Raw genomic sequence first — 23,782 nt, 5'->3', positions numbered from 1 at the left:
TGAGAAAAATGGTGGTGAGATTGGGATACCAAGATGCTGTTGTTGTTATAGATGGAGAGAAAGTGTACGTCTTCGATGGTAGGTTATTAGAGGCTTCATTAGAAGAAGTCCTGAGGTATGCTGAATATGGAGAGGGCGTTATACCTGAGCCCTTGAAGAAATTTGCCAAAGATATTAGGGATGCACTCTACTCAATACAAGCTTCTATTAGAAAAGAAGGATATAAAGCGAGAGTAGGAGTTCAGGCTTATTGAAGTCCTTTTATTTCCTCTTCTAGAGACTTCTCTAGTTGTCTCTCCCATTCAGTGACATCAAATTCTTCGAGTTCTGATTCTAAGTCTTCTTTGAGATGGAGAACACGCCTCTTAAGTTGGCTCTTTGTTTCTTCGTCGTACACTATATAGTACGGGTTTCTCCTCGCTGAAACATACAGCATTATGAACACTATATTCAAAACCAATGAGACTAAAACTATAATCCATAGTGGGTTCATCATCTCTTCCCTCCAAACAGTGCTTTGAAGATCCTCTTAACTGGGCTCTCTGGTTCGGGAGGTGTCCACTTAATTCCTGCAAGCTTTGCGGCTATCTGCTTATATGCTATTGCGGCAGGACTGGTTGGGTTCTTTATTACAAGTGGAACTCCATAAGCTGATGCTCTTTTTACTTCGGGATCTTCTGGCACAATACCTATCACTGGAACTTCTAAAATTGCTTCTATCTCTTCTTTTGATAGCTCAGTTTTTTCGCTAGTGACTCTATTTAAGATAGCTCCAAGGGGAAGTGTTCCAAGCTTCTCTGCTACTAGCTTTGTCTTCAAAGAATCAGTTATTGCTGATATCTCCGGGTTTGTTACGATTATAAGTTCTTTACCTATTAGGAGGGCCGTAACTGAGGTTAGCTCTAATCCCGCAGGAGCATCGATAAGTATGAAGTCTCCCATTTGGCTTATCTCTTTAATCAATTCACGAAGTCTTTCTGGTCTTGCTTTCTTTACTTTTTCTAAACTTAGACCACCTGGGATAACTTTAACTCCCGCAGGCCCCTCGTAGATGGCATCTTTTAGCTCTGCCTCTCCTGCTAACACGTCGTGTAGAGTTATTGGTATGTCTTCCATTCCCAGAATAAGGCTTAGATTTGCCATGGTTATGTCTGCATCTATTAAGATGACCTCTTTTCCGAATTGAGCTAGGGCTACTCCTATATTAGCTACTGTTGTTGTTTTACCGGTTCCTCCTTTTCCAGAAGCAAAGACGATTGATCTACCTTCCAATGCTAGTCCCCCCATCACGGATGTACATAACTTGCCTACTTTGGTATTATAATAGCATGTTAAATACTTTTCTCCTTTTTGCTTTGCCTATGTTCATGGAGAGCTACTCAAACCTCCGCGGTAGCAATTTGTATATTTTATGATGTAATTCCTTTAGACAATTGTCAAGATACTTAGTAAGATTGTGTAAAAAGTTTAATAAACTTCAAAGTTATTAAAATAATATGTGGCTAAGATAGAATCTCAGGGGTACTGCTTAAGTATTATCAAAGAACCTCCTGCAAATCTAACAGTAGTGACGGGAGTAGAAGTTTTTGATGAATGTTTGGCCTTAATAGCTGTGATTGAAGAGAAAAATAGCCTATATTTTTACAAGATTAGAAAAAAACTACTAATGCCAAAAACTCTACCTTTAGAGCTGGTTATACGCCAAAATTATGAATATTGATTGGTATCTTCTACCTCTCTACATCAATCATGTTTTCTCTTAACTGCTCTGCAGAATTGAAGAGGGCATGACAAAGCATATTCCTAGGAAAAATACCTTTATTCTCGTTCAGTATGGGTGGTGAACTACCCTGCCCTTATGGATGGGGTTTCGTGAGGAGTTAAGCCACCCCAAGGTAGCCTAACTCTTACAGGCCGGTTCACACGGCCACTACCGGCTATCTCCCCAACGGGAGAATCGCCGGCTACCTTTCTCAAAATGTTCAAAGCACCGTTCACATCAGCATTTATTAAAACACCAGCGGAAGACTGGAACAGTCCACGTTTCACCCCTCTTTCCAAGATACTTCTCCCTCTTTTCAATCGGTTCGAGGGTGAGGGCATCAACCTTACTAGTGTATGCCTCATCAACCTCAATGTAGTTAATACCATACCGCTCGCACTTTGCCTTGAGCTTTTGCTTGAAGAGGCCGTAAGGAATATAATGGAAGTTCTGGTTGTTCCTCCTTCCAAGGTCGGTATTCTGCTTTACTCCCTTCAGCTCCCCGATGACGACGTTCCCAATACCGTTCTCAAGGCAGTAGTTCACAATGTAGCTTACCGCCTTGTTCATAAAGTCGTTCACCACGTTCTTCCGCTTCTTGAGAAGCCACACCATCCTCTTTCCAAACTTAACCCCCTGCTTATCATACTGACTCTGGAGTTTCGCCTTCTCCTTATTCCACCACCGGTTGAAGCTCTTCAAACCCCGGCCTTCGATTATGAAGGCCGTCCCAGTGGTGGAAACGCAGGTGGCGAAGTTGTCCAGACCCAAATCAATGGCAAGGTATTTCGAGCGGTCTAAATCCCTCTCCTCAGGCAGGACTTCATAAACGTATTCAACCTCAAACCATAGGGCATTGTATCTTGGAAGAATGCGAATTTCCTTAATCCTGTGGCCTTTAACGTTCTTTGGCAGCGGGATTTCAAGGTGTTTAACGCCATACTTCTCGGCGAAGTTCTTTCCAAGGGTGAGGATAATCCTGTCCTCTTTTACCCTGAAGGATTGGTATGGGAAGATTAGGATGAAGTGCCCGTTTTTCGGAAGGTATTTCGGTGGCCTAACGGGTCTGTTGTAGTTGCCCTTCTTTCTCTCTTTAAGCACGTGAAAGAATGAGCGGAAGTTTCTCTCCACGATTTTCATTGTTTGTTGTGCAACTTGGCTTGGCAGGAGTTTGTAGGGTTCGCTATCTTTAACCATATGGTATGCCTTAACGAAGGGTAGAAAAGTCCCATTAAGCTCGTAGTGTTGTTTAACCGTATAGAGGGTGAGATTGTAGAGGTCTTTGGATAGGTGTGTCAGCGTCCTGAGGAGTTTGTAGGTTTTCTTGTCCACTCGAAGGTGGTTTTTCTGGGTGAGATACGTGGGCGACCACCTATTTTAATAGGTGAAGTTTTTAAGGGTTGCAGGCTTTTATCCCCTCCCTATCGGAAGGGGTCTTCCCGCCCGAATAGATAAAGCACATCTTATTTTTCTGAGGAGAAATATGAGTATTGAAGTGGAAGGGCTGTTTCGTAAATAGTTGAGATCGTAAGGTTTATGAGTCATACTTTATTAATGGAGTCTTTCTACCTTGTGCCCGATATGTGGGGTTTGATAAGCCCGAATGGGCACGGGATCCCGAAGATGTGGGGAGTCTCCGTTCCCCCCGAAAGCCAGCCAATGAAAATGGGAGGCTGGAAGGTTGGCCGTAACGACATTACACAAATCACGGCCAACCAGAACGGTTAAAATGGTGGGACTCCTTTAAGATAATGTAGTGGGAATAAAGGAGAATGAAGTGCTGATCTTGAATTTTAAGAGTTAGGTTATGTAAACCAAAAGCATATAAGGCATTGTTTGATGGGTTATCTTTAGGGTAGTGAATATGGAGGGTGAGAAAAAGAAAAAGCCAATTGACCAGTTACCTTGGCAGGAATATGATATAGAAGAATTTAGGCAACGCTTTCCTGCTCTTGCTCGTGAGTTAGAAGAGGATAGAGGGATAGAGATTAGTGGAATTAGGTTAGATGAGTATCAAGTCTTGGAGGAAGAAGAAGAGGAAGGAAAAATAGACTTTTCAGGATACAACCCCACAATAATTGACTTTTTGAGGAGATGTGATACTGACGAGCAGGCTCTTGAGATAATTAACTGGATGGAAGAGCATGGAGAAATAACTCCAGAAATGGCCAAAGAATTAAGGGTAACTTTAGTTCATAAAGGGGTTAGGGCTTTTGGACCAAAAAAAGAGTGGGGATGGTATGAGAGACATGGGAAACACTAGTGTTAGAGGTTTTCAATAACCTGCAAAACCATTCCCTCTATCTTTATGGGTTCAAGCCTTCTTGCAAGCACGATAGCTTTGTCTAGCCTACTTTCACTTTCTGCATGTATTGTGAATAGTGGATCGCCTTCTTTTACCTTGTCTCCCACTTTTACGTGAAGTCTAATTCCAGCCCCTTTATCTTCTGGGGCCCCAGCTTCTCTCGCTATTGCAGTAATCCCTCTGTTGTCGATTGCGGTGACATAACCATTCGTCTGGGCGTGAATTGTATATGTTTTATCTCCTATTGGAATGTCTTCTGGCTTTATGTCAGGATCTCCACCTTGTTCTTCTATAATCTCTCTCATCTTTTGATATGCTTTTCCTTTCTCTAGAATTTCCCTCGCAATGATTTTTCCCTTTCCTTTTGGAGCAGCTCCACCCATTTCCAAAAGTAGCCCAGCGAGTCCTATGGCCTTTTCTACTAAGCTTCCAGGCCCTCTACCTGTCATTAGTGTTTCGAGGGCTTCTTTAGCTTCTAGAGCCGGACCAACTGTATAACCTATGGGCTGGCCTCCGTAAGTAATTGCTACTTCAACGTATTGTCCTAATCTCTTCCCTAACTCTATGAAATCTCTTGCAAGTGATCTAGCCTCCTCCATGCTCTCAACTTTGGCTCCTTTTCCTGTGGGGATGTCAATGAGTATGTATTGACTTCCGATAGCATATTTCTTAGCCATTATACTTGCAAGCATAAGTCCCCTTGGATCCAAACTTAGCCTCCTTTCTACGTGTATCATCAAGTCATCTGCTGGGGCTAAATTTAGGGCACCTCCCCAAACTAGGCAGGCTCCAATTTTTTCCACTATTCTCTTTATTTCTTCAAGAGTCAGTGTAACGTTTGTTAAAACTTCCACCACATCGGCTGTTCCTGCTGCACTTGTAATTGCTCTTGAACTCGTCTTGGGAATTGTTAGGCCTGCAGCCGCCACTATGGGGACAACTATAACATTGGTCTTATTTCCAGGTACGCCGCCAATGCTGTGGATATCCATTATTGGCTTCCTTTCTATGTCCAACATATCTCCAGTTTCTGCCATTGCAATTGTTAAAGCGGCAATTTCCTCCATGTCAAGACCATTTATTTCTATTGCACTAACAAACGCGCTGATTTCGGTATTTCTAAGCTTTCTATCGACGATATCTCTTACAATTGTCTCAATTTCTACCTTTTTCAGTTTCTCTCCTCTCATCTTTTTCTTTATATACTTAACACTTTCAGGAGTTCCTGCAGGGCTTAAAGAAACAATTTCTCCATTTGAAAACTGATGAATTGAGAGAACATCCTTTGATATTCCAATTTCTCCCTTTTCAACAATGTTTCCTATAAAAGCACTTCCATAAATGTATCTCTTCCCGCTTTCAATTTTTACAAGGTCGTTTGGATGGATTCGCCATTGTTCTGCGTCTTCTGGATTTATAAAAATGGCAAGATTTCCTGTTTCTATATCTAAAATTTTAATTTTTCCCCTCATGTAATTCACCTCTCAAATTATGACTTTATCAAGGCAATTAGAAATCTTATGATGTCTTCAACTCTAAATTTCCCTGTTTTCAGGTCATATCTAGTTGAGACTGGAACTTCTGTAATTCTTGCACCTTTTTTCACGGCTTTAATTAACACTTCTGTTTCTACCTCATATCTATCACTGGTGATTTCGGGGACAAATTCTCTTCTTATTGCTCTAAATCCACTTTGGCTGTCCTCAATTCTCTGCTTGGTCTTTAGTCTAATTAAAGTTGTTGTTATAAAGTTGCTTAACTTCCTAGGTAGGGGTCTTTTTCCGGTTTTTATGATCCTTTTTCCTATTACAAAATCGGCCTTACCCTTGATTATGGGTTCTAGAAGTTTTGGTATTTCTTTAGGATTATGCTGGCCGTCTGCGTCCATAAAAACAATAATATCCCCACTTGCATGCCTAAGTCCCTCTCTAAGAGCAGCTCCTTTCCCCATATTTTTATTTAATCTTATTGCTTTGTCTGTATATCTTTTGGCTACTTCATAGGTGGCATCAGAACTACCATCGTCAATCACAATGACTTCATCAACAAAATCTGGTATTCTAGCCAGAACATTTCCTATTCGTTTTTCTTCGTTGTATGCTGGAATTATTACGGACACCTTGTATTTTCCAAACATGGAAAAGAATTTAATTGATGTAGTATAAAGGTTTAGTGGTGAGGGTTAATGAAGATAAAATTAATGGGGGTTTTTGCTCACCTTGCAGGCGCTGAAGAAGTTGAAGTTCGCATTGCTGGAAAAAGGCAGGTTGGGGAAGTTTTGAGGGAAGTGATTCCCAGATTTGATGAAATTAAGGAAAAGATAATAATAATCAATGGAAAAATTGCCAGAGAAGATGCTGAGGTTTCAGATAATGATGTTGTAAAGATAATGCCTGTTCCAAGTGGGGGGTTAGTATGGATTTAGAAAGGGCACTTAATGCTTTCCATTCAATGAAAGTTAACCAATTAACTCCACCTTGCTCTCAAATGCCTATAGTTGAGGAGGATTCTCCAATTATTGATGTTTTAAAGTTACTGAGGACAAGACACCATGTTTGGGTAGTTAACAATAGGAAAGATATGAAGCTGGTTGGGATAATTCGATATCTTGATATAATAGACATTTTCCTTCCTCCAAAAGGGGCAAGATTGGGTGCAGTAAGTTCAGTTTTTAAGTCAATCTTAAGTGGGGCCGAAAAAGCAGGAGACATAATGGAGAGAAATTTCCTGACGATAAATGAAGATGCAACGGTTCTTGAAGCTCTTGAAAAAATGAAAAGATACAAAATCCAAATTTTAGCCTTAATTGATGAAGAGGGGAAACTTAAGGGAGAAATTAGCTTAAGGATTCTAATAAATGAATTTCTCAGGCTAATAAGGGTAGGTGGCGGATAATGGAAGCAGCAACATGGATATTATTTACATTGGGTGTATCTCTTATTCTAGCTAAAATAGGAGACTCCCTAGTTGAAAGATTTGAACTCCCAGGAGTACTGGGAGAGTTATTGGTAGGAATTATTCTCGGAAATTTGGTGTATTTTGGGGTTATTAGTAGTGAATATTTACCAATAACAGCTGGTTCAAGTGAAGTTATAGATTTCATGGCAAAACTTGGAGTAGTGTTTCTGTTATTTTTGGGGGCTCTTGACACGGATCTTAACTTAATAAAAAGAACTGGAATAACGGCTGTTGTATCTACTATTCTGGGAGTTTTCGTTCCACTAATTCTTGGATACCTAGGACTTAGGTGGTTGGGATATGATAATAAAGAAGCATTTGCTGGGGGAGTCCTTCTTACCGCCACTAGTATAGGGTTAACGGTTAGGGTCATGATGGATCTAGGAGTTTTAAGAAGTGAAGTTGGGGCTGCATCATTAAGTGCGAGTGTTATTGATGATTTTCTAAGTATTGCTCTAATAATATTTGCCGTGGGCTCAGGTTCACTCCTGGGACTTGGGATAAAAATCATCATTTTCTTCTTAATTACGGGAGTTGTTGGGTGGTATTTTATTGACCACTATCTAAAATTTGCGGAAAGACTAGGAGTTGAAAAGGGCGTTTTAGGATTTGTTTTGGGAATGATGTTAATATTCTCAGCTTTGGCTGAGGGATGGTTTGCAGCTGCAATTGAAGGAGCATTTATGATGGGGTTAATACTCTCTAAGACTGCTGAAGGTAAGAGGCTTCTAGAGGAAGTGAGAAGCATTGGTTACGGATTCCTTATTCCAATATTCTTCGTCCATACTGGAGCAATGCTGAACTTTAAGGTTTTTGAGAATCTCGAAGCAATTAAGCTGGCTGTGGTTCTTAGTGTAATTGCAATAGTAGGGAAGGTGGCTGGAAGGGGGTTTGGAGCCTGGATAACTGCCTGGGGAAGAGGTAAGGATTTTCTCTTCACTAGGGAAAACTTCAGAATGTCTTTTCAAATGGGAATTGGATCTATTCCAAGAACTGAAGTTGCGTTAGTCGCTCTAATGGTAGCCATTCATGGTGGTGCAATTTCCCCTGATGATGCTCCAAAGTTTATAGCAGCAACTTTGATCTTCATAACAATTTCAGTCCTCATAACTCCTCCATTATTAAAGTGGGCATTCCGAGAAGAAATTTTAGCACAGAAAAAGTTATTACTTGAAAATAGAAAGGAGAAAATAGAGAGTAAAAAGAGAGGAACCCGATGATTGAAAATGGAGTGAGCTGAGTTAATGATGACCGACTTCCCACTGAGGGCCTCTAGAATGTTCAACACTATGGCTCTATTATGTGCATTGATGTATGTAAAATTGTTCGTATTTTTCCTTTTTTCTTGAAAATGTTTGAGGAACACCTTTATATTTTTGAATTTTAGATTCTTTGAGCCTAATCAAATAAACAAAAGGATTTCCACTCTTGTTTACCGAAAGCTTTATATAGGCTATTGCCCAAAAATGTATCGCCAATCACCTAATTTGGAGGGATGAACATGGTTGAGCAAGACCCCTATGAAATTGTTATTAAGCAACTTGAAAGAGCTGCCCAATATATGGAGATAAGTGAAGAAGCTCTTGAGTTCTTAAAGAGACCTCAAAGAATTGTTGAGGTCACAATTCCAGTAGAAATGGATGACGGTTCTGTAAAAGTTTTCACTGGATTTAGAGTACAACACAACTGGGCTAGAGGTCCAACTAAGGGTGGAATTAGATGGCATCCAGAAGAAACCCTTAGCACTGTTAAAGCTCTTGCAGCTTGGATGACATGGAAGACTGCTGTAATGGATCTCCCATATGGTGGAGGTAAGGGTGGAATAATTGTAGATCCAAAGAAGCTCTCCGACAGAGAGAAGGAGAGGCTTGCAAGAGGTTACATTAGAGCAATTTATGATGTTATTAGCCCATATGAAGACATTCCAGCACCCGATGTTTATACAAACCCACAAATAATGGCATGGATGATGGATGAGTACGAGACAATAAGCAGGAGAAAGACACCGGCCTTTGGAATTATCACTGGAAAGCCTCTTAGCATTGGTGGATCACTTGGAAGAATTGAGGCAACTGCAAGAGGTGCAAGTTACACAATTAGAGAGGCTGCAAAGGTTCTTGGATGGGACACCCTCAAGGGCAAGACAATAGCAATCCAGGGTTACGGTAACGCGGGTTATTATCTTGCAAAGATCATGAGTGAAGACTTTGGAATGAAGGTTGTAGCTGTGAGCGACAGCAAGGGTGGAATATACAACCCCGATGGTCTTAATGCTGACGAGGTTCTCAAGTGGAAGAATGAGCATGGAAGCGTTAAAGACTTCCCAGGAGCAACCAACATAACGAATGAGGAGCTACTTGAGCTTGAGGTTGATGTTCTCGCTCCGGCAGCTATAGAAGAAGTGATAACTAAGAAGAACGCAGACAACATTAAGGCTAAGATCGTTGCAGAAGTAGCAAACGGTCCAGTTACTCCAGAAGCTGATGAGATACTATTCGAGAAAGGAATCCTTCAGATCCCAGACTTCCTATGTAATGCTGGTGGAGTTACAGTCAGCTACTTCGAGTGGGTACAGAACATAACTGGATACTACTGGACAATTGAGGAGGTTAGAGAGAGACTCGACAAGAAGATGACAAAAGCATTCTACGACGTCTACAACATAGCAAAGGAGAAGAACATACACATGAGAGATGCAGCTTACGTAGTTGCAGTCCAGAGAGTTTATCAAGCAATGCTTGACCGTGGATGGGTCAAGCACTGATTCCTCTACATTTTTCTATTTCTCTTCTGAATTTTTGGGGCATAGCTTTATATATTCTAGTGCTGATGTTATACCTAGGTGGTTCGAAAAATGATTGATGAGAGAGACAAAATTATACTTGAAATATTGGAAAAAGATGCGAGAACGCCCTTCACTGAGATTGCGAAGAAATTAGGCATTAGTGAGACTGCCGTGAGGAAGAGAGTCAAGGCTCTTGAAGAAAAAGGGATAATTGAAGGTTATACAATAAAAATTAATCCCAAAAAGTTGGGTTACTCCCTAGTAACAATTACTGGAGTTGACACAAAACCTGAAAAACTCTTTGAAGTTGCGGAAAAACTAAAGGAATACGATTTTGTCAAGGAGCTTTATCTTTCCAGCGGAGATCATATGATTATGGCCGTCATATGGGCCAAGGACGGGGAGGATTTAGCGGAGATAATCTCAAATAAAATCGGAAAAATCGAGGGAGTTACTAAAGTTTGTCCAGCTATAATCCTTGAAAAACTTAAGTAAGGCTCAGTTGCGAGGGTACTCCTCATCTTATTTTTCGGCTAGCGAAATTATCTTCATCGCCCATTTTGAAGTAGAGTTAAAAGGTTTAAAAATGCATTCTTTCTTATGTATGGTGGGGAGTTAAAATGCCCGTGTATGAAATAAATGGTATAAAGCCAAAAATTCATCCTACAGCCTACGTTGATGAGAATGCAGTAATTATTGGGGATGTTGTGCTTGAAGAAAAGACGAGTGTATGGCCCTCGGCTGTGTTAAGAGGGGACATTGAGAGGATATACGTCGGGAAGTACTCAAACATTCAAGATAACGTGAGCATTCACACCTCTCACGGATATCCCACCGAGATAGGGGAGTATGTTACAATAGGACATAATGCAGTTGTTCATGGAGCAAAAATCGGAAATTACGTTATAATTGGAATGGGGGCAATAATACTTGATGGTGCAAAAATTGGAAACCATGTAATTATTGGCGCTGGAGCTCTAGTGCCACCAAACAAGGAAATCCCCGACTACAGCTTGGTAATAGGAGTGCCGGGTAAAGTAGTAAGGCAACTCAGCGAAGAAGAAATAGAGTGGACAAAGAAGAATGCAGAGGTATATGTGGAGCTCGCTGAAAAGCATATGAAGGGGAGAAAGAAGATATGATTTACAGAATAATTTCTCATATCCCTTCAATATTTTTCAAACCTGCATATGACTTGTACGAGAGATACCTCCTAGAGAAAGTTAAGGCTGGGGTTATCCCAAAACACGTAGCCATAATTATGGACGGAAATAGAAGATGGGCTCGAAAAAGAGAGAAACCCCCTTGGTATGGGCACTTTTTTGGTTCAAAGAAGCTTGAGGAAATAGTTGAGTGGTGTCATGAGCTGGGGATAAGGATATTAACGGTCTATGCATTTTCAACGGAAAACTTCAAGAGATCAAAGGAGGAAGTCGATAGGCTAATGAAACTCTTCGAAGAGAAATTTAGAGAATTAGTTACGGATAGAAGAGTCCATGAATATGGGATTAGGGTAAATGTTATGGGGAGAAAGGAGCTTCTCCCAAAGAATGTGAGAGAGGCTGCAGAAGAAGCGGAGAGGGTTACAAGGAAATACAACAATTACTTCTTAAACATTGCTTTGGCCTATGGGGGAAGAAGTGAAATTGTGGATGCAATAAAAGATATTGTTAACGATGTATTAGAAGGGAGATTAAAGCTTGAAGATATAAATGAAGAAATTGTGAGGAAGTATTTATATGTACCTAATATGCCAGACCCAGACATTGTTATAAGAACGGGAGGGGAAGTTAGAATAAGCAATTTCTTGCTATATCAAATCGCATATAGTGAACTGTTTTTTGTCGATGTGTACTTCCCAGAATTTAGAAAAATTGACTTTTTAAGAATAATTAGAGAATTTCAAAAGAGAGAAAGGAGATTTGGACGTTAGTCTTTTTCTTCATTCTTACAACCACAGAATTCTGGGAATAATTCCTCTAAAAACTGCAAGACTCTCTCTTTTGGCAGCTTAAACTGTCTTATTTTAATTAACCCCTTTTCCTGGGCTTCTTTGAGAAGCATCTCTGTTACTTCATTTGGGTACATCTCTTCGTAAACTATCTCCTTTATTCCTGCATTTATAAGTAGTTTAAAACAAGTATCGCAAGGGAAATGAGTCACGTATAGGGTAGCTCCTTCTAGGCTTATCCCCTTTCTGGCAGCCATAGCTATAACATTTTGCTCTGCATGAACTGCTCTATGACAATGCCCATTGACCAGTATACATCCCTTATCTATACAGTGATCCATGCTTCTTGGAGCTCCATTGTATCCAGTGGCCAGGATATATCCATCTTTTACTGCAACTGCTCCCACTCTTAACCTGGGACAAGTAGCTCTAAGTGAGACAAGTTTTGCTATGAGCATAAAGTATTCATCCTTTGTAGGTCGAATTTTTTTGATTTTCTCGGCTTTCTCCTTGTCGAGAAATATTTCAATGCTCATGTTTAAGCATAATTAAAGCAAATTAAAAATATTTTCCTAAATCTCTAAGCTTCTGTACATCTCAACTATTGCCATTATTTTTGCTATTCTTTCGTCATAGCTGGGGTGAGTACTTACAAAAGCCCAATATTGTCTCTGTTCTTCTTTTCTTTCGACGGAAGGTCTAATTGTTGGTAGTGGCAACCTTCCGCTAATAGTTTCTTCATAGTACTTTAGCTCCTCTAAAGCAGTTTTGAGGGCGTACGGAACTTCAGCTATTCTTAGAGCGACATGATCAGCTTTAAATTCTCTACTCCTAAAGAACTTATTTAGAAGCAGCACATAGGCAAGATAAACCAAACCAGCCAAGAATTTTATATGTTTACTCTCTATAAGAGCCATCGTTAGTATTGTTGTTCCACCCATAATGTATTTGTAGTATTTTGCTAGAGGAAATATCACTGTATCCCCATTCTTCAAGTGTCCAATTTCATGGGCAGCGACTGCTAATACCTCGTCCTCGTTAAGAATATCTAGCAAACCTGCTGAGATTACTATGGAGTTTTCAAAGGAATACGCTGCTGGAAGAGGATTATCTTCAATATAAATGTTTGGCATTGGTATTTTTGCACGATTTGCCATTCTAGCTATTCCATCATATAACCAAGGAATATCCTCCCATTGAATTTTTGAATACCTTTTTACAGGTAAATTAATTTTTAGGGAGATCTTATACATGAGAAATGCTAACAGGAGTGACAGCATGGTAATAAATAATCCCCTGAGAACTCCAAATGTCACAAGATTTATGACAATATGGAGCAAGAATATTGCCCATAATAATAACATATTATTCACTTCTTGTTGATTTTTGAGAGATAGGCAAATGTTGCTTCTCTAAAGTTCATCATAAGGGACTCAATAATCTTTTCAACAACTTTTCTTTCGAATTCTTCTCTTGTTGTAGTTATTGAGTATACGTATCTAATTCCACCCTTTCCCTTTTCCATTCTCCTCTTTAGGAGGCCTCTTTCACACAATCTATTCATTAATATACTCACAGTGGAGCGTCTAATTTCTGGATACTTTGTTTTCATGTACTCATAAACCTCTCCTGCCGTTGCTTCTTTAATTTCCCACATGTACTCCATAATCTCTGCTTCCATTGTAGGGAGAATCGATTTTATGCCTTTTTGATTTAGCTTAAATTCCACAGGTTCCATTTTTCATCCCTCACCTGCAGTTATCATTAGTTGTACAATCTTTTATTATTTTCTATCTTTCTCTAGCACTTCTTCAATTTCCTCAAGCTTAAATGCAATTTTTCTTGTCAACTTTGTTATTTCTCTTTCTAACCTGTCAATATCGAGATAGAGCTTGAAGAGTAACAGATAACTTCCTCCAATTCCCAGGACAAAGAGGGCATCAAGTCCTCTACCAAGGCCAAGTAAGTCTTTTATTTCCATGGATATCTTGACGGGTTCAAGAGCTATTATGAATAATATCCCAATAAAAAACAACCAAGTAACCAAGTCAAAAATTTCGAAATGTTTCTTGTAGTATTGATAAACAACCACTCCCGCCATCCAAATCAAAAATAGTATGGCAATTAGCTGGATAGCATACATTTTACTCACCTCCCTATTTCCTAAATATTTCAACAAATAAGTTAAAGGCTATCTTTATCCCTTCAAGCACGTTTGTTCCCTTTTTCTTTGAATATTCTGTGTATATTGCCTTTATAGGAACTTCCACAATTCTACATTTGTTTTTTGCAGCCTTCACTATTATTTCACTAGAGACTGCGTATCTGTCACATGTAATTTTTATCCTTTCTGCACAACTTCTAGAAAATGCTCTAAGGCCGCTCTGCGTGTCAGAGACATACTTTCCAGAAAATATTGCAGTGATTACATCAAGACCAATGTTCCCAATCTTCTTTACAAATGGCATTTGAGAGGTATCCCCCTTCAACCTACTCCCTATTGCCAGCTCGGCTTTTCCTTCTACCACGGGTTTCATGACTTTTAAAGCATCTTCGACAAGATGTTGACCATCTGCATCAAAAGTTACTATTATTTTTGCTCCTTTCTTTATAGCATACTCTATTCCAGTTCCAAGAGCTCCTCCAAGTCCCCTGTTAATTAGATGGGTTAAAACACGTACTCCCTTACTCTTTGCGATCTCTTCCGTTCTATCTTCACTTCCATCATTGACCACGATTATCCTTTCCCTGGGAAAAATCGCCAAAAGTTCGTCTAAGACCTTTCCTATAGTTTTTTCTTCATTGTATGCGGGGACAACTACGTAAGTGCCCAGGAGGTTGGAGAGAATGTTTTCAAGCTCTATAAGAGAGTTCCCCTCATATCTAATTCCTTGGAATTCGATGAAATATTCTCCTATTTTTGGAAGGCCTTCGTCTTTTCCGATTTTAATTCCTAATCGCCTCAAAAGGTTTATTATCTCTGGGTTGTCTGAAAGTAATTTGATTTCTCTCAGAATCATGCCTCCCACCAATGCCAAACCTTTATAAATCAGCCAATTTTTAAAGTTTTAGACGCGATAAAGAGGTTTAATGGGGTGAGAGTTATGACTTCTCGTGACGCTCAACTTTATGAATTAAAGAAAAAGATTGATGAGCTGAAAAAAATAAGAGGGAGGGGTACAGAGCTTATCTCTCTCTACATTCCAGCGGGATATGACTTAAGTAAAGTTATGCAACAGCTTAGAGAGGAATACAGCACGGCTCAGAACATAAAATCAAAAACAACAAGGAAAAATGTGCTAGGAGCTCTTGAAAGGGCAATGCAACATCTCAAGCTTTACAAGCAAACACCAGAGAACGGATTAGCTCTGTTTGTTGGAAACGTGAGCGAAATGGAAGGAGTTACTGACATAAGGCTTTGGGCAATAATTCCTCCTGAGCCGTTAAACGTAAGACTTTATCGATGTGATCAAACGTTTGTTACGGAACCTCTTGAAGAGATGCTGAGAGTAAAGGAGGCCTACGGATTAATAACAGTGGAAAAAAATGAAGCTACAATAGGAATTTTAAGGGGAAAGAGAATAGAAGTTCTAGATGAATTAACTTCGAATGTTCCAGGAAAGACAAGAGCTGGAGGTCAGTCAGCTCGAAGATATGAGCGAATTAGAGAGCAGGAAACCCACGAGTTCATGAAGAGAATTGGAGAGCATGCAAATAGGATATTCCTTCCTCTGTTAGAAAGTGGAGAGCTAAAGGGAATAATTGTAGGAGGACCAGGACCAACTAAAGAAGAGTTTGTAGAGGGGGATTATCTCCATCACGAGCTCAAGAAGAAAATAATAGGCATTGTAGATATAAGTTATCACGGAGAATATGGATTAAGAGAGTTGGTAGCAAAAGCTGCAGATATTTTAAGGGATCATGAAGTCATAAGAGAGAGAAATCTTGTCAATGAATTCCTAAAGCACATAGTAAAGGATACTGGCCTAGCTACCTACGGTGAGAGAGAAGTAAGAAAGGCCCTTGAGCTTGGAGCTGTGGATACGCTCCTTATCAGTGAAGGCTATGACAAGGTTAGGGTTCACGTCAAGTGTAATAATTGTGGATGGGAAGAGCTGAAGACAATGAGTGAGGAGGAGTACGAGGCATACAAAAAGAGAATACAAACATGTCCAAAGTGTGGAAGCCAGAATCTTACCTTCGAAAAATGGGAGGTAGCAGAAGAGTTAATAAAAATAGCAGAGGAAGCAGGGTCAAATGTTGAAATTATATCTCTCGACACTGAGGAAGGCCAACAGTTTTATAGGGCCTTTGGAGGTCTTGGGGCAATCCTAAGGTTTAGGATTCAAGGGGTTTGATATGGGAAGATCTTTAGGCTCGTAGTCTTGGAGCCTTCCCTCCAAGTATTCTTCGTATCCATGGAGATCTAGTAGGCCGTGGCCGCTTAAGTTGAACAAGATGACAATTTCTTTTCCTTCTCTCTTAGCCTCGATGGCTTTGTCTATTGTGGCCTTTATTGCATGGGCACTTTCTGGAGCTGGAACAATACCTTCAAGCTTAGCAAATAACGCTGCAGCTTCAAAAACTTCTGTTTGATGGTAAGCTATTGGCTTAACGATTCCATTGTTAACGAGTACACTTAAAGTAGGTGCAACTCCGTGATATCTTAATCCTCCAGCATGTATGGGGGGAACATGGTATCTATGCCCAAGAGTATGCATCTTTAACTTAGGGGTTAGCTCTCCAGAATCCCCAAAATCGTAAGTGTAGACTCCTCTAGTCATTGAAGGAGCAGCTTTTGGCTCTACTGCTATAAATTCGTATTCATTGTCTCCGTCAAGGACTTCTTTTACAAAGGGATAAGCAAGACCGGCAAAGTTGCTTCCTCCACCAACACATCCTATTATAACATCGGGCTCCTCAAACTCTTCCATTTGCTGCTTTGCTTCAAGTCCAATTACCGTTTGATGCATTAGTACGTGGTTTAGAACACTTCCTAGGGAGTATCTTGCCTTTTCATCTTTTAGTACATCTTCTATTGCCTCACTAATTGCAATACCTAAGCTTCCTGGGTGGTTTGGATTTTCACTTAGGAATCTTTTTCCTATTTCAGTATTCTCGCTGGGACTTGGGAATACCTCTGCTCCATAAATCCTCATTAAAACTTTTCTATATGGCTTCTGCTCGTAACTTGCTCTTGCCATATATACTCTAACCTTAATGCCCATCAAGGCTCCAGCCAAGCTCAATGCAGTTCCCCATTGACCAGCTCCAGTTTCAGTAACTAGCCTCTCTATTCCTTCCTTCTTTGCATAATATGCCTGAGCTAAGGCAGTATTGATTTTGTGGCTTCCTGTAACTGTTGCTCCCTCAAACTTGAAGTAAATCCTTGCAGGAGTATTTAGGTATTTTTCGAGGTTTGTAGCTCTGAAAAGAGGTGTAGGCCTCCCTATTTTAGAATACATCTTTCTAACTTCTTCGGGAATTTTTATGTATCTCTTTGTGCTCATTTCCTGCTTAACTAGTTCTTTCGCAAATATCCTCTCCAACTTCTTGGGGTCTACGGGTTCATTTGTCTCTGGATCCAATGGGGGAGCTAAGGGTTCCGGTAAATCGGGGAGTATATTATACCATCTCCTAGGTATTCTACCGTCTGGAAGAACTACCTTCATCTAAACTCCCTCCTAGAATTGGAGGCATGCAGTTGAAACAAGTTCACGATTCTACCAAAAACGACCACCCATAGACATCAAGAAATAACCAAAAGGAGAGAAATAATAAAAGTTTGGATAGGTAGACCTATCTAGACACGATGTAAGAAACCCCTGCAGCAGCTAATGTCAAAACCTCCATAATTTTGTATGCATCCTCTACAGTGTTTGCGGTGAATCGAATTGTTTTTCCATCTATTCTTTCAACACCTGGGAGAAGATCTGCAACTTCTGCATATGCACTATTGAGGAATCTTATCTCAACGTCAACTGGAGTTTCTATTTTAAAGGCCCTTAACTCTTTGTTGTTTAACTTTTCAACAGCTCTCTTAATCCCTGCTTTTAGCTCTTTCTCTATTGCTTCCATAGAGGGGCTCAGGGCCGAATACCTCCCACTAGCCTTTTTGAGGGGGATAAACTCAGCCCAGGGGACGTATTTTAAATCTTCTTTTAACGCCTCATCTCCTGCAACAAGCCCTATTGGCACTCCCCACTCTCCGAGCACCATGGAATTTAAAAGGAACTCACTAACTTCAATGCCGCTAATGATTATCTTGTCAATTGTGGCTCCACTGTAGGTGTGGTCAAAGGTTGCAAAACTCGTCCCGGCTTTGGCATGGTAACCCAAGAAGATTGCAATATCTGAGCCTTTTCCAAATGCCACCATACTTAAAGGCCTGGGAAATCCTCTAACTATGGAAACATAACTTGGCATTTCCTCAGGTATTATATTCACCATAGGGCCGTGAGAATCTGCTATTACTATCTCCTCAAATCCTTCCTCGTGTAACTTTTCTGCAGCAATTTTTGCAATTTTTGTGGCGATTTTTCGGGCCTCATTATATAGGGCTCCCTTTACAAATAGATGCTCCCTACTAACGATGTAGGGAAGCCCCTCTAAATCTATAGATATGAAGGCCTTCATGATATTTCACCGAAATAAATTATCTCTGTCCATTTTTATGTTTATCTTAGCGTTAAGGCATCTTCTATAATCTTAGCGTGGTCAAAAGCCAGCTTTGCTTTTATTTTTTCAATTTCTTCAATTGGGATTAGGTGAACTTTCTTTGCATCATCTCCAGCCTTTGGTTCTCCCAGGCCAATGGCCAAAAACGCAACCGTTATTGTATGACCCCTGGGATCTCGATTGGGATCTGAATAAACTCCTACAACTCTCAACAACTTAACATCTAATCCAGTTTCTTCTTTTGCTTCTCTTATTGCTGCTTCTTCCACCTTCTCCCCATACTCAACAAAGCCTCCTGGGAGTGCCAAATATCCCTTGTATGGGTCGTTTTTCCTCTCTATGAGGACAATGTTGCCATTGTGAATAATCACTATGTCTACTGTAACTCCAATGCACTTGTGTGCCTCTACTTTAAGCCCATAATCTTTTGCTATTTTTTCAACTTCCTCTCTAAATTTTGAAATATCATATTCCTTTGGAGCCTTCACAAGGAGCACATACCTATCCATTTTAATCACCGCTCAGCCAAGTCCCTCCCAATCATCAAATCAGCCAATCGAGGCTTCATCATTGCTCCTCTAAATACTTCTCTAGTCCTAACTTCAAAAACTTTGCAGTTTCATCCAGTGTAAATTCAATGGCCTTTTGTAAGTTATATCTTCTAGCACTATAAGCGAGAAGAGCTAAGAAGCAGTCGCCAGCACCAGTTGGGTCTTTAACATCGATTTGTTTTGGTATAAATTTAATTTTCTCACCTTTTGTTATTACTACTCCTTCTTTTGACCCATCCGTAATAGCTAAAATTTCTGGAGTTCCTGGGTTTTTTATCATTGAGTATTCTTCCTTTGAAGCATGAACAACAAACGCGTTTTCCAAAAATTTCCCTTCAATTCTTTTCAATGTTACAACTCTATCAAGCTGTCTAACGAATCCTTGGATATCTAAGGATGGTCTTTCAAACATATAAACATTTTTAGGTTTTATTTCGTTCGCGACCGGATTTATGATTACCTCTTTCTCACTGACTGTCTCAAGCTCCTCGTAAGTGAATTTATCTCCCTTAGAGACTACTTTAATCTCCCTTCTGTCCCCAGAATATAGGAGCTCAAAAGTTGTGGTTGAGCTTCCTTCAAATGGCACAACTTTGGTGAAGCTTTCTATATTTTCAATCCACTCTTTAGGGTATTCTGGCCCTATTTTTGTATATATCGTTACCTTCGCAAATTTCGATAATACTAGTCCAGAATAATATGCCCCTCCCCCAGGCTTTCTATTCCCATTAACTATATCGATTGTCAAGTTTCCTATTACTCCAATCCTCATGTCTACTCTTATTTGGCATTAGGTAAATTTAAAAGGATTCTTTTTAACACCACATCATGCCTTACCTGATAATTGAGCATTTAGAAAAGATAAGTGAGTGGTTACTGCTTGAGTATAGACACACTGCTCAGTGGTGGGGGGATAAGCTAATATTTACCAATGTTAAAGAGCCAGAAGAACGAAAGATTCTGGCCGAGATTGGTAGTGTTGTTGCTGAAAGCGTGACAAAGTTACCTTTTGACAAGTCCAAGCTAATCATTCTTGATCCATTTGCAGAAGAGGAACTAAAGCCTGAAGATATTGAAGAAGACTCCTTGATTGTAGTTGGAGGAATACTGGGGGATTTTGAATTTACAGGAAAAACTAAGGAATTCATAACATCTAAAATTGAAGGTGCAAAGGCGAGGCACATAGGAAGTGTGCAGTTCTCAATTGACGGAGCTTCAATAATTGCAAAGCTAATTTCTGAGGGGAAAAGACTTGAAGAGATAGAGTATGTAGAGAGTCCGACAATAAAGCTTGACGAGTTTAGTGAGATAACTTTGCACTATGCTGTTCCAAAAGTGAATGGGAAGCTTCTCCTGACTCCCGGATTAATAGAGCTCCAGAAAAAAGAGCTAGGATACATGGAAGAAGATGTTGAAGATGAAGAGTTAGAAAAACTCTTTGGAGGGAGTTAGCCGTTTCTTTTACATATTAAGCTTCCCCTGGGAACTTTTAACTCTCTAGCTACAGCTGGACACTTTGCTTTGAGCAGGAAGAATATTCTTTCATCTTTAACCTCACTTAAGGTTTCAAAATTTCCCTGTCCTTTCGCTATAATGACATCAGAATTCTCGTAAACTTCTCTAAATTCCTGGGAAACCTCATTTAAAGGTACTCCCACTATTTGAGTCCCAATAGATACTACCTTCCCCAAAGCTTCAAAACCATCTCGAATTAAATCTTCAACTGTTACGTCATTTATTATTGGCTTTTCCTTTCCAGCAATGTATATCTCAGCATTAGATGTTCTCTTTATTTCCTCTATTAAAATCTTGTCAAACAAATGCTCACCTACATTGTCTGTAAGGTATAGAATTTGTTTTGCTTTTCTCACTTCTTTTATTAACTCATCTCTTTCATCGATGTACAAGGGTTTATCTAGCATCTCCTCTATTTGTTTTTCAAGGTCTTCTGGGGAAAATCCAACGGCAAAATCTATCACATTTCCTAAAATTGCCAGCTTTATTGCCGTTTCTATGTCGATCTTTATCTTTGCCTTAAGAGTATCTACAACGATTTTTGCCTTTTTTCTGGATAGTTCCTTGTATTTCTTAAAGGGATCCTCACTTCCAAAGAATTTGTAGAGCTCTACAAAAATTCTACTACCAGCAATTGCTGGAATTGCTTTTTCATGATATTCATTAGCAATTAGCTTTGATGCGAGTATCATCCCTTGCTTTCTAAAATTTAAGTCTTCTGTTGCCATCTCGGCTATTCTTTGGCATTGATTTGCTATACATGCTAAGCATTCATACTGCACCTTCATTATTATCACCGAAAACATTTTTTTGTTGGGGAATCCTTCCTATTTGGGGGAGCAAAATGTTTGCAGGTAAAGTTCCACCAGAGGTACTTAAAGAAATCGTTTTTAAAAACTTGAACGTGGAAAAGGCTCATAGGCTAATAATTGGCCCAGGAGTTGGAATAGATGCTGCTGCTTTAGATTTTGGGGATTACGTAGTAGTTGCTTCAACTGATCCAATCACAGGTGCTGAGGAGAGAATTGGATTTTATGCTGTTCATGTAAATGCCAATGACGTGGCAACATTTGGAGCTAAACCTAAGTGGTTTCTTGTTAACATATTACTTCCAGAGGGAAGTGATGAGTCTACTTTAAGGGAAATCATGGATGAAATAAGAGAAGTAGCCTCTTCGCTGGACGTTTCAATAATTGGGGGACATACTGAGGTTACTCCAGGATTGAAGAAGCCAATAGTTGTTGGAACTATGCTGGGAGAAGTGGAAAAAGATAAGCTGGTAATTCCAAATCCCAGGCCAGGAGATGCTATAATATTAACTAAAGGAGTTGGAATTGAGGGGACTTCTATAATTGCTCATGAGAGGGAAAAAGAGCTGAGAAGTATATTTGGAAAAGAGTTTGTTGAGAGGGCCAAATCATACATCAATGAAATAAGTGTGGTTAAGGAAGCTTTAATAGCTAGAGAATTTGCAACTGCAATGCACGATCCTACAGAGGGAGGAGTTGCAAATGGGCTTCATGAGATGGCAGACATAAATGATTTGGGGTTTAGAGTTTTCAAGAATAAGTTGATAATTAGAGAAGAGACAAAGAGGATTTGCACATTTTATGACATTGACCCGCTGTCTCTGATAAGTTCTGGGGCTTTACTTATCTCTGTTCCCAGGGACAGCGCTCAGTTGGTTGTTCAAAAATTGCAAAGTAATGGAATAAAAGCAAGTATAATAGGAGAATTTTTAGCTGAGAAGAAGAGGGTCATAATAGAAAATGGTGTTGAGAGACCTCTTAGGCGTCCTGAGACTGACGAGCTTTGGAAGGTTGTGTAGTTTCTCTTTCTTCGATTTCTTTCCAAGCTTCTAGCAATGCTGAGAACAATCCTATTGATATGGGGCCCAGAAGAATGCCTACAGCACCAAAGGCCATTATTCCTCCAAATATTCCAACTAGAGCTACGACAGAGCTGACACTGGCTCTATTCCTGACTAATCTTGGTTTTATAAAATAATCTGGGAAGGGAGAAACTGTTAGAATTCCGTATAGTGCGAATAGTATCGCCAGCATTATTGATTTTTGCCATAGAATTATAGCTCCTACAATCCACATTATCCATCCTCCAAGGACTGGAAGTAGCTCTAGAATCATGCATAGTATACCTGCTGCTATTGATCCACCTACGTTACTTATGTCAAAAATATAAAATCCTAGTGCGAGGAATATTGCTTTAGCCGCACTAAAGAATAACCACGTTTTTAAAATGGCATCAAGTGTGTCCCTAGTTTTTTCTATTAGTTTCTTACCTAACTCATTGTTAGAGGAGGGCAGGAGGGTATAGATTTCTTTGCTCAGAAAGTCGGCATTAAGGAGAGAAGAGTAAAATACTGCTAGGAACACTATTAGCTGTAGGGCCAATTTGGGGAGAGAAAGTGTGTATTGTAAGAGAATACTCCTTAATTTTTCTGGAAAACTTTGGGCCAGAGCATCAAACAAGGCACCTAAAAAGCTTGGCATATTAAGGCCACTTAACCAAATAAAGAACCTATCAAGGTACAAGTATAGATTTTTTAAAGTATCCGTTATCCAAAGCGTGACTCCAATTAGAAAGAGAGTTGATAATACCGCAACAATTGCAAGAACTATTAATGTGGCCTTTTTCTCTCCAACTTTTTTGCTGAGTTTTCTTTGGAAGGGATATGCAATGTATGTCCCAGCTAGTCCAAATACTATTGGAGTAATTAGGTACTTAATCGTTTCCCAAACTAAAAATAATATCAAGAGAACTACTGCAATCCAAAATATTTTTTCCCTTTCCACACTCACCACTTCCAAATATATTTGAGTATTATTTCACCTACCTGTGGTTTATTGAAAACAAAGAGTCTCCCCTTATGATCTAAGAGAAAGTTCTTTCCCAAAACTATGTAGCCATCTTTTACTTTATAGATTGTACTTTTCTCTAGCTCAACTTCTATTGGCGCTTTGATATCTTCAAGCTCTTTCTCAATTTTGGACTTAACAGACTCACTAATGAACTTTAGTGGTTTAAGCTCAGCTTCTTCACCTTTAACTTCTGAAGAATCTAAGTAAATTCCCCAGAATTCTTTTGCACATTCAAAAGGATAGACGTACTCACTCCCGTATTCTGGGGAATAGAGCTCATAGATTAGTGCCAGAAGTACTTTTCTGCCATCTCCTCCATACACATGAATCTCTATGTTGTGCTTGTCGTCTTTAAATCCATTCTCAAAGACTTCTAGCTTCTCTTCGCACAACATACT

The 23,782-nt window shown here is 39.7% G+C and carries 30 protein-coding genes; 13 read left to right on the top strand and 17 right to left on the bottom strand.

Annotation, left to right across the window (positions count from 1 at the left end):
• Positions 1 to 8: 8 nt before the first annotated feature.
• Positions 9 to 254, top strand: coding sequence for a hypothetical protein (locus tag ACMFNG_RS00685; protein WP_014835597.1), 246 nt, complete (start codon positions 9 to 11; stop codon positions 252 to 254).
• On the opposite strand, the gene ACMFNG_RS00680 is transcribed toward ACMFNG_RS00685, so the two are convergent.
• Both ACMFNG_RS00680 and minD read right to left on the bottom strand, forming a co-directional pair.
• Complete coding sequence (locus tag ACMFNG_RS00680) at positions 248 to 493, bottom strand: hypothetical protein (RefSeq protein ID WP_011012758.1); 246 nt, start codon at positions 491 to 493, stop codon at positions 248 to 250. The two genes, ACMFNG_RS00685 and ACMFNG_RS00680, sit on opposite strands and share 7 nt — an antisense overlap.
• A complete protein-coding gene (minD, locus tag ACMFNG_RS00675) occupies positions 493 to 1,272 on the bottom strand; it encodes a cell division ATPase MinD (protein WP_014835599.1) in 780 nt (259 codons plus the stop codon). The genes ACMFNG_RS00680 and minD overlap by 1 nt, the downstream gene beginning before the upstream one ends.
• Positions 1,273 to 1,498: 226 nt before the next feature.
• Between minD and ACMFNG_RS00670 the strand changes: the two genes are divergently transcribed.
• Positions 1,499 to 1,720 (top strand): hypothetical protein, encoded by a 222-nt coding sequence (locus ACMFNG_RS00670; protein ID WP_011012756.1) that lies wholly within the window; start codon positions 1,499 to 1,501, stop codon positions 1,718 to 1,720.
• A gap of 279 nt (positions 1,721 to 1,999) precedes the next feature.
• Here ACMFNG_RS00670 and ACMFNG_RS00665 read toward each other — a convergent pair whose 3' ends face one another.
• On the bottom strand, positions 2,000 to 3,094 hold the full coding sequence (locus ACMFNG_RS00665; RefSeq protein WP_011012755.1) for an RNA-guided endonuclease InsQ/TnpB family protein: 1,095 nt from the start codon (positions 3,092 to 3,094) through the stop codon (positions 2,000 to 2,002).
• A gap of 532 nt (positions 3,095 to 3,626) precedes the next feature.
• Here ACMFNG_RS00665 and ACMFNG_RS00660 point away from each other — a divergent pair.
• Complete coding sequence (locus ACMFNG_RS00660; protein ID WP_014835602.1) at positions 3,627 to 4,025, top strand: DUF2095 domain-containing protein; 399 nt, start codon at positions 3,627 to 3,629, stop codon at positions 4,023 to 4,025.
• 2 nt (positions 4,026 to 4,027) lie between these two features.
• Here ACMFNG_RS00660 and ACMFNG_RS00655 read toward each other — a convergent pair whose 3' ends face one another.
• Together ACMFNG_RS00655 and ACMFNG_RS00650 are read right to left on the bottom strand one after the other, a co-directional pair.
• The gene (locus ACMFNG_RS00655) at positions 4,028 to 5,539 is read right to left on the bottom strand and encodes an AMP phosphorylase (RefSeq protein ID WP_011012753.1); all 1,512 of its coding nucleotides are present in this window, start codon (positions 5,537 to 5,539) and stop codon (positions 4,028 to 4,030) included.
• Positions 5,540 to 5,556: 17 nt separating this feature from the next.
• The gene (locus tag ACMFNG_RS00650; protein WP_011012752.1) at positions 5,557 to 6,204 is read right to left on the bottom strand and encodes a glycosyltransferase family 2 protein; all 648 of its coding nucleotides are present in this window, start codon (positions 6,202 to 6,204) and stop codon (positions 5,557 to 5,559) included.
• A gap of 48 nt (positions 6,205 to 6,252) precedes the next feature.
• Here ACMFNG_RS00650 and ACMFNG_RS00645 point away from each other — a divergent pair, with 48 nt between their 5' ends.
• The 7 genes from ACMFNG_RS00645 (at position 6,253) to uppS (ending at position 11,743) form a co-directional block, all read left to right on the top strand.
• A complete protein-coding gene (locus tag ACMFNG_RS00645) occupies positions 6,253 to 6,492 on the top strand; it encodes a MoaD/ThiS family protein (RefSeq protein WP_011012751.1) in 240 nt (79 codons plus the stop codon).
• Positions 6,483 to 6,962: a CBS domain-containing protein gene (locus tag ACMFNG_RS00640; protein WP_011012750.1), complete on the top strand. Its 480-nt coding sequence runs from the start codon at positions 6,483 to 6,485 to the stop codon at positions 6,960 to 6,962. Before ACMFNG_RS00645 ends, ACMFNG_RS00640 begins: the two co-directional genes overlap by 10 nt.
• Positions 6,962 to 8,245 carry a cation:proton antiporter gene (locus ACMFNG_RS00635; protein ID WP_430515179.1) on the top strand — a complete coding sequence of 428 codons (1,284 nt, stop codon included), beginning with the start codon at positions 6,962 to 6,964 and terminating at the stop codon, positions 8,243 to 8,245. Before ACMFNG_RS00640 ends, ACMFNG_RS00635 begins: the two co-directional genes overlap by 1 nt.
• A 281-nt stretch (positions 8,246 to 8,526) precedes the next feature.
• On the top strand, positions 8,527 to 9,789 hold the full coding sequence (gene gdhA / locus ACMFNG_RS00630) for a glutamate dehydrogenase (protein WP_011012748.1): 1,263 nt from the start codon (positions 8,527 to 8,529) through the stop codon (positions 9,787 to 9,789).
• Between the two features lie 90 nt (positions 9,790 to 9,879).
• Positions 9,880 to 10,305, top strand: a complete 426-nt coding sequence (gene lrpA, locus ACMFNG_RS00625) for an HTH-type transcriptional regulator LrpA (protein WP_011012747.1) — start codon at positions 9,880 to 9,882, stop codon at positions 10,303 to 10,305.
• Positions 10,306 to 10,430: 125 nt separating this feature from the next.
• Positions 10,431 to 10,952, top strand: a complete 522-nt coding sequence (locus ACMFNG_RS00620) for a gamma carbonic anhydrase family protein (protein ID WP_011012746.1) — start codon at positions 10,431 to 10,433, stop codon at positions 10,950 to 10,952.
• Entirely contained in the window at positions 10,949 to 11,743 is a 795-nt protein-coding gene (gene uppS / locus ACMFNG_RS00615) for a polyprenyl diphosphate synthase (RefSeq protein ID WP_011012745.1), read from the top strand. The genes ACMFNG_RS00620 and uppS overlap by 4 nt, the downstream gene beginning before the upstream one ends.
• On the opposite strand, the gene ACMFNG_RS00610 is transcribed toward uppS, so the two are convergent.
• From ACMFNG_RS00610 to ACMFNG_RS00590, 5 genes are read right to left on the bottom strand one after another with little or no spacing between them, the layout of a single operon-like run.
• Positions 11,740 to 12,297 carry a deoxycytidylate deaminase gene (locus ACMFNG_RS00610; protein WP_011012744.1) on the bottom strand — a complete coding sequence of 186 codons (558 nt, stop codon included), beginning with the start codon at positions 12,295 to 12,297 and terminating at the stop codon, positions 11,740 to 11,742. The two genes, uppS and ACMFNG_RS00610, sit on opposite strands and share 4 nt — an antisense overlap.
• Positions 12,298 to 12,333: 36 nt before the next feature.
• On the bottom strand, positions 12,334 to 13,125 hold the full coding sequence (locus tag ACMFNG_RS00605) for a M48 family metallopeptidase (RefSeq protein ID WP_011012743.1): 792 nt from the start codon (positions 13,123 to 13,125) through the stop codon (positions 12,334 to 12,336).
• Positions 13,126 to 13,130: 5 nt separating this feature from the next.
• Positions 13,131 to 13,499, bottom strand: a complete 369-nt coding sequence (locus ACMFNG_RS00600) for a BlaI/MecI/CopY family transcriptional regulator (RefSeq protein WP_011012742.1) — start codon at positions 13,497 to 13,499, stop codon at positions 13,131 to 13,133.
• 45 nt (positions 13,500 to 13,544) lie between these two features.
• Positions 13,545 to 13,904 (bottom strand): DUF2304 domain-containing protein, encoded by a 360-nt coding sequence (locus tag ACMFNG_RS00595; RefSeq protein WP_011012741.1) that lies wholly within the window; start codon positions 13,902 to 13,904, stop codon positions 13,545 to 13,547.
• A gap of 13 nt (positions 13,905 to 13,917) precedes the next feature.
• On the bottom strand, positions 13,918 to 14,781 hold the full coding sequence (locus tag ACMFNG_RS00590; RefSeq protein WP_014835449.1) for a glycosyltransferase family 2 protein: 864 nt from the start codon (positions 14,779 to 14,781) through the stop codon (positions 13,918 to 13,920).
• An 84-nt stretch (positions 14,782 to 14,865) separates the two neighbouring features.
• On the opposite strand from ACMFNG_RS00590, the gene prf1 reads away from it, so the two are divergent.
• Positions 14,866 to 16,119 (top strand): peptide chain release factor aRF-1, encoded by a 1,254-nt coding sequence (prf1, locus tag ACMFNG_RS00585; protein ID WP_014835448.1) that lies wholly within the window; start codon positions 14,866 to 14,868, stop codon positions 16,117 to 16,119.
• On the opposite strand, the gene ACMFNG_RS00580 is transcribed toward prf1, so the two are convergent.
• From ACMFNG_RS00580 to ACMFNG_RS00565, 4 genes are all read right to left on the bottom strand, one after another.
• Positions 16,093 to 17,433 (bottom strand): TrpB-like pyridoxal phosphate-dependent enzyme, encoded by a 1,341-nt coding sequence (locus tag ACMFNG_RS00580; RefSeq protein ID WP_011012738.1) that lies wholly within the window; start codon positions 17,431 to 17,433, stop codon positions 16,093 to 16,095. The two genes, prf1 and ACMFNG_RS00580, sit on opposite strands and share 27 nt — an antisense overlap.
• 127 nt (positions 17,434 to 17,560) lie before the next feature.
• Positions 17,561 to 18,397 carry a M55 family metallopeptidase gene (locus tag ACMFNG_RS00575; protein ID WP_011012737.1) on the bottom strand — a complete coding sequence of 279 codons (837 nt, stop codon included), beginning with the start codon at positions 18,395 to 18,397 and terminating at the stop codon, positions 17,561 to 17,563.
• 41 nt (positions 18,398 to 18,438) lie between these two features.
• Positions 18,439 to 18,948: an NUDIX domain-containing protein gene (locus ACMFNG_RS00570; protein ID WP_011012736.1), complete on the bottom strand. Its 510-nt coding sequence runs from the start codon at positions 18,946 to 18,948 to the stop codon at positions 18,439 to 18,441.
• Between the two features lie 58 nt (positions 18,949 to 19,006).
• Positions 19,007 to 19,762 carry a PfkB family carbohydrate kinase gene (locus ACMFNG_RS00565; RefSeq protein ID WP_014835447.1) on the bottom strand — a complete coding sequence of 252 codons (756 nt, stop codon included), beginning with the start codon at positions 19,760 to 19,762 and terminating at the stop codon, positions 19,007 to 19,009.
• A 56-nt stretch (positions 19,763 to 19,818) separates the two neighbouring features.
• On the opposite strand from ACMFNG_RS00565, the gene ACMFNG_RS00560 reads away from it, so the two are divergent.
• Positions 19,819 to 20,442: a hypothetical protein gene (locus tag ACMFNG_RS00560; protein ID WP_011012734.1), complete on the top strand. Its 624-nt coding sequence runs from the start codon at positions 19,819 to 19,821 to the stop codon at positions 20,440 to 20,442.
• Here the strand turns inward: ACMFNG_RS00560 and ACMFNG_RS00555 are convergent.
• Positions 20,439 to 21,293 (bottom strand): damage-control phosphatase, encoded by an 855-nt coding sequence (locus ACMFNG_RS00555; RefSeq protein ID WP_014835446.1) that lies wholly within the window; start codon positions 21,291 to 21,293, stop codon positions 20,439 to 20,441. The two genes, ACMFNG_RS00560 and ACMFNG_RS00555, sit on opposite strands and share 4 nt — an antisense overlap.
• 56 nt (positions 21,294 to 21,349) lie before the next feature.
• Here ACMFNG_RS00555 and ACMFNG_RS00550 point away from each other — a divergent pair, with 56 nt between their 5' ends.
• A complete protein-coding gene (locus ACMFNG_RS00550) occupies positions 21,350 to 22,333 on the top strand; it encodes an AIR synthase family protein (RefSeq protein ID WP_014835445.1) in 984 nt (327 codons plus the stop codon).
• Here ACMFNG_RS00550 and ACMFNG_RS00545 read toward each other — a convergent pair.
• Both ACMFNG_RS00545 and ACMFNG_RS00540 read right to left on the bottom strand, forming a co-directional pair.
• Positions 22,293 to 23,318 (bottom strand): AI-2E family transporter, encoded by a 1,026-nt coding sequence (locus ACMFNG_RS00545; RefSeq protein WP_011012731.1) that lies wholly within the window; start codon positions 23,316 to 23,318, stop codon positions 22,293 to 22,295. The two genes, ACMFNG_RS00550 and ACMFNG_RS00545, sit on opposite strands and share 41 nt — an antisense overlap.
• Before the next feature lie 2 nt (positions 23,319 to 23,320).
• On the bottom strand, positions 23,321 to 23,779 hold the full coding sequence (locus ACMFNG_RS00540) for a PH1570 family protein (RefSeq protein WP_014835444.1): 459 nt from the start codon (positions 23,777 to 23,779) through the stop codon (positions 23,321 to 23,323).
• Positions 23,780 to 23,782 lie beyond the last annotated feature (3 nt).

Origin of the sequence: Pyrococcus woesei, assembly GCF_050496105.1 — an archaeon.
Taxonomy (GTDB): Archaea; Methanobacteriota_B; Thermococci; order Thermococcales; family Thermococcaceae; genus Pyrococcus; species Pyrococcus furiosus.
Note: the sequence above shows the minus strand (reverse complement) of the source record. Positions and strands in the feature narration are given on the sequence as shown.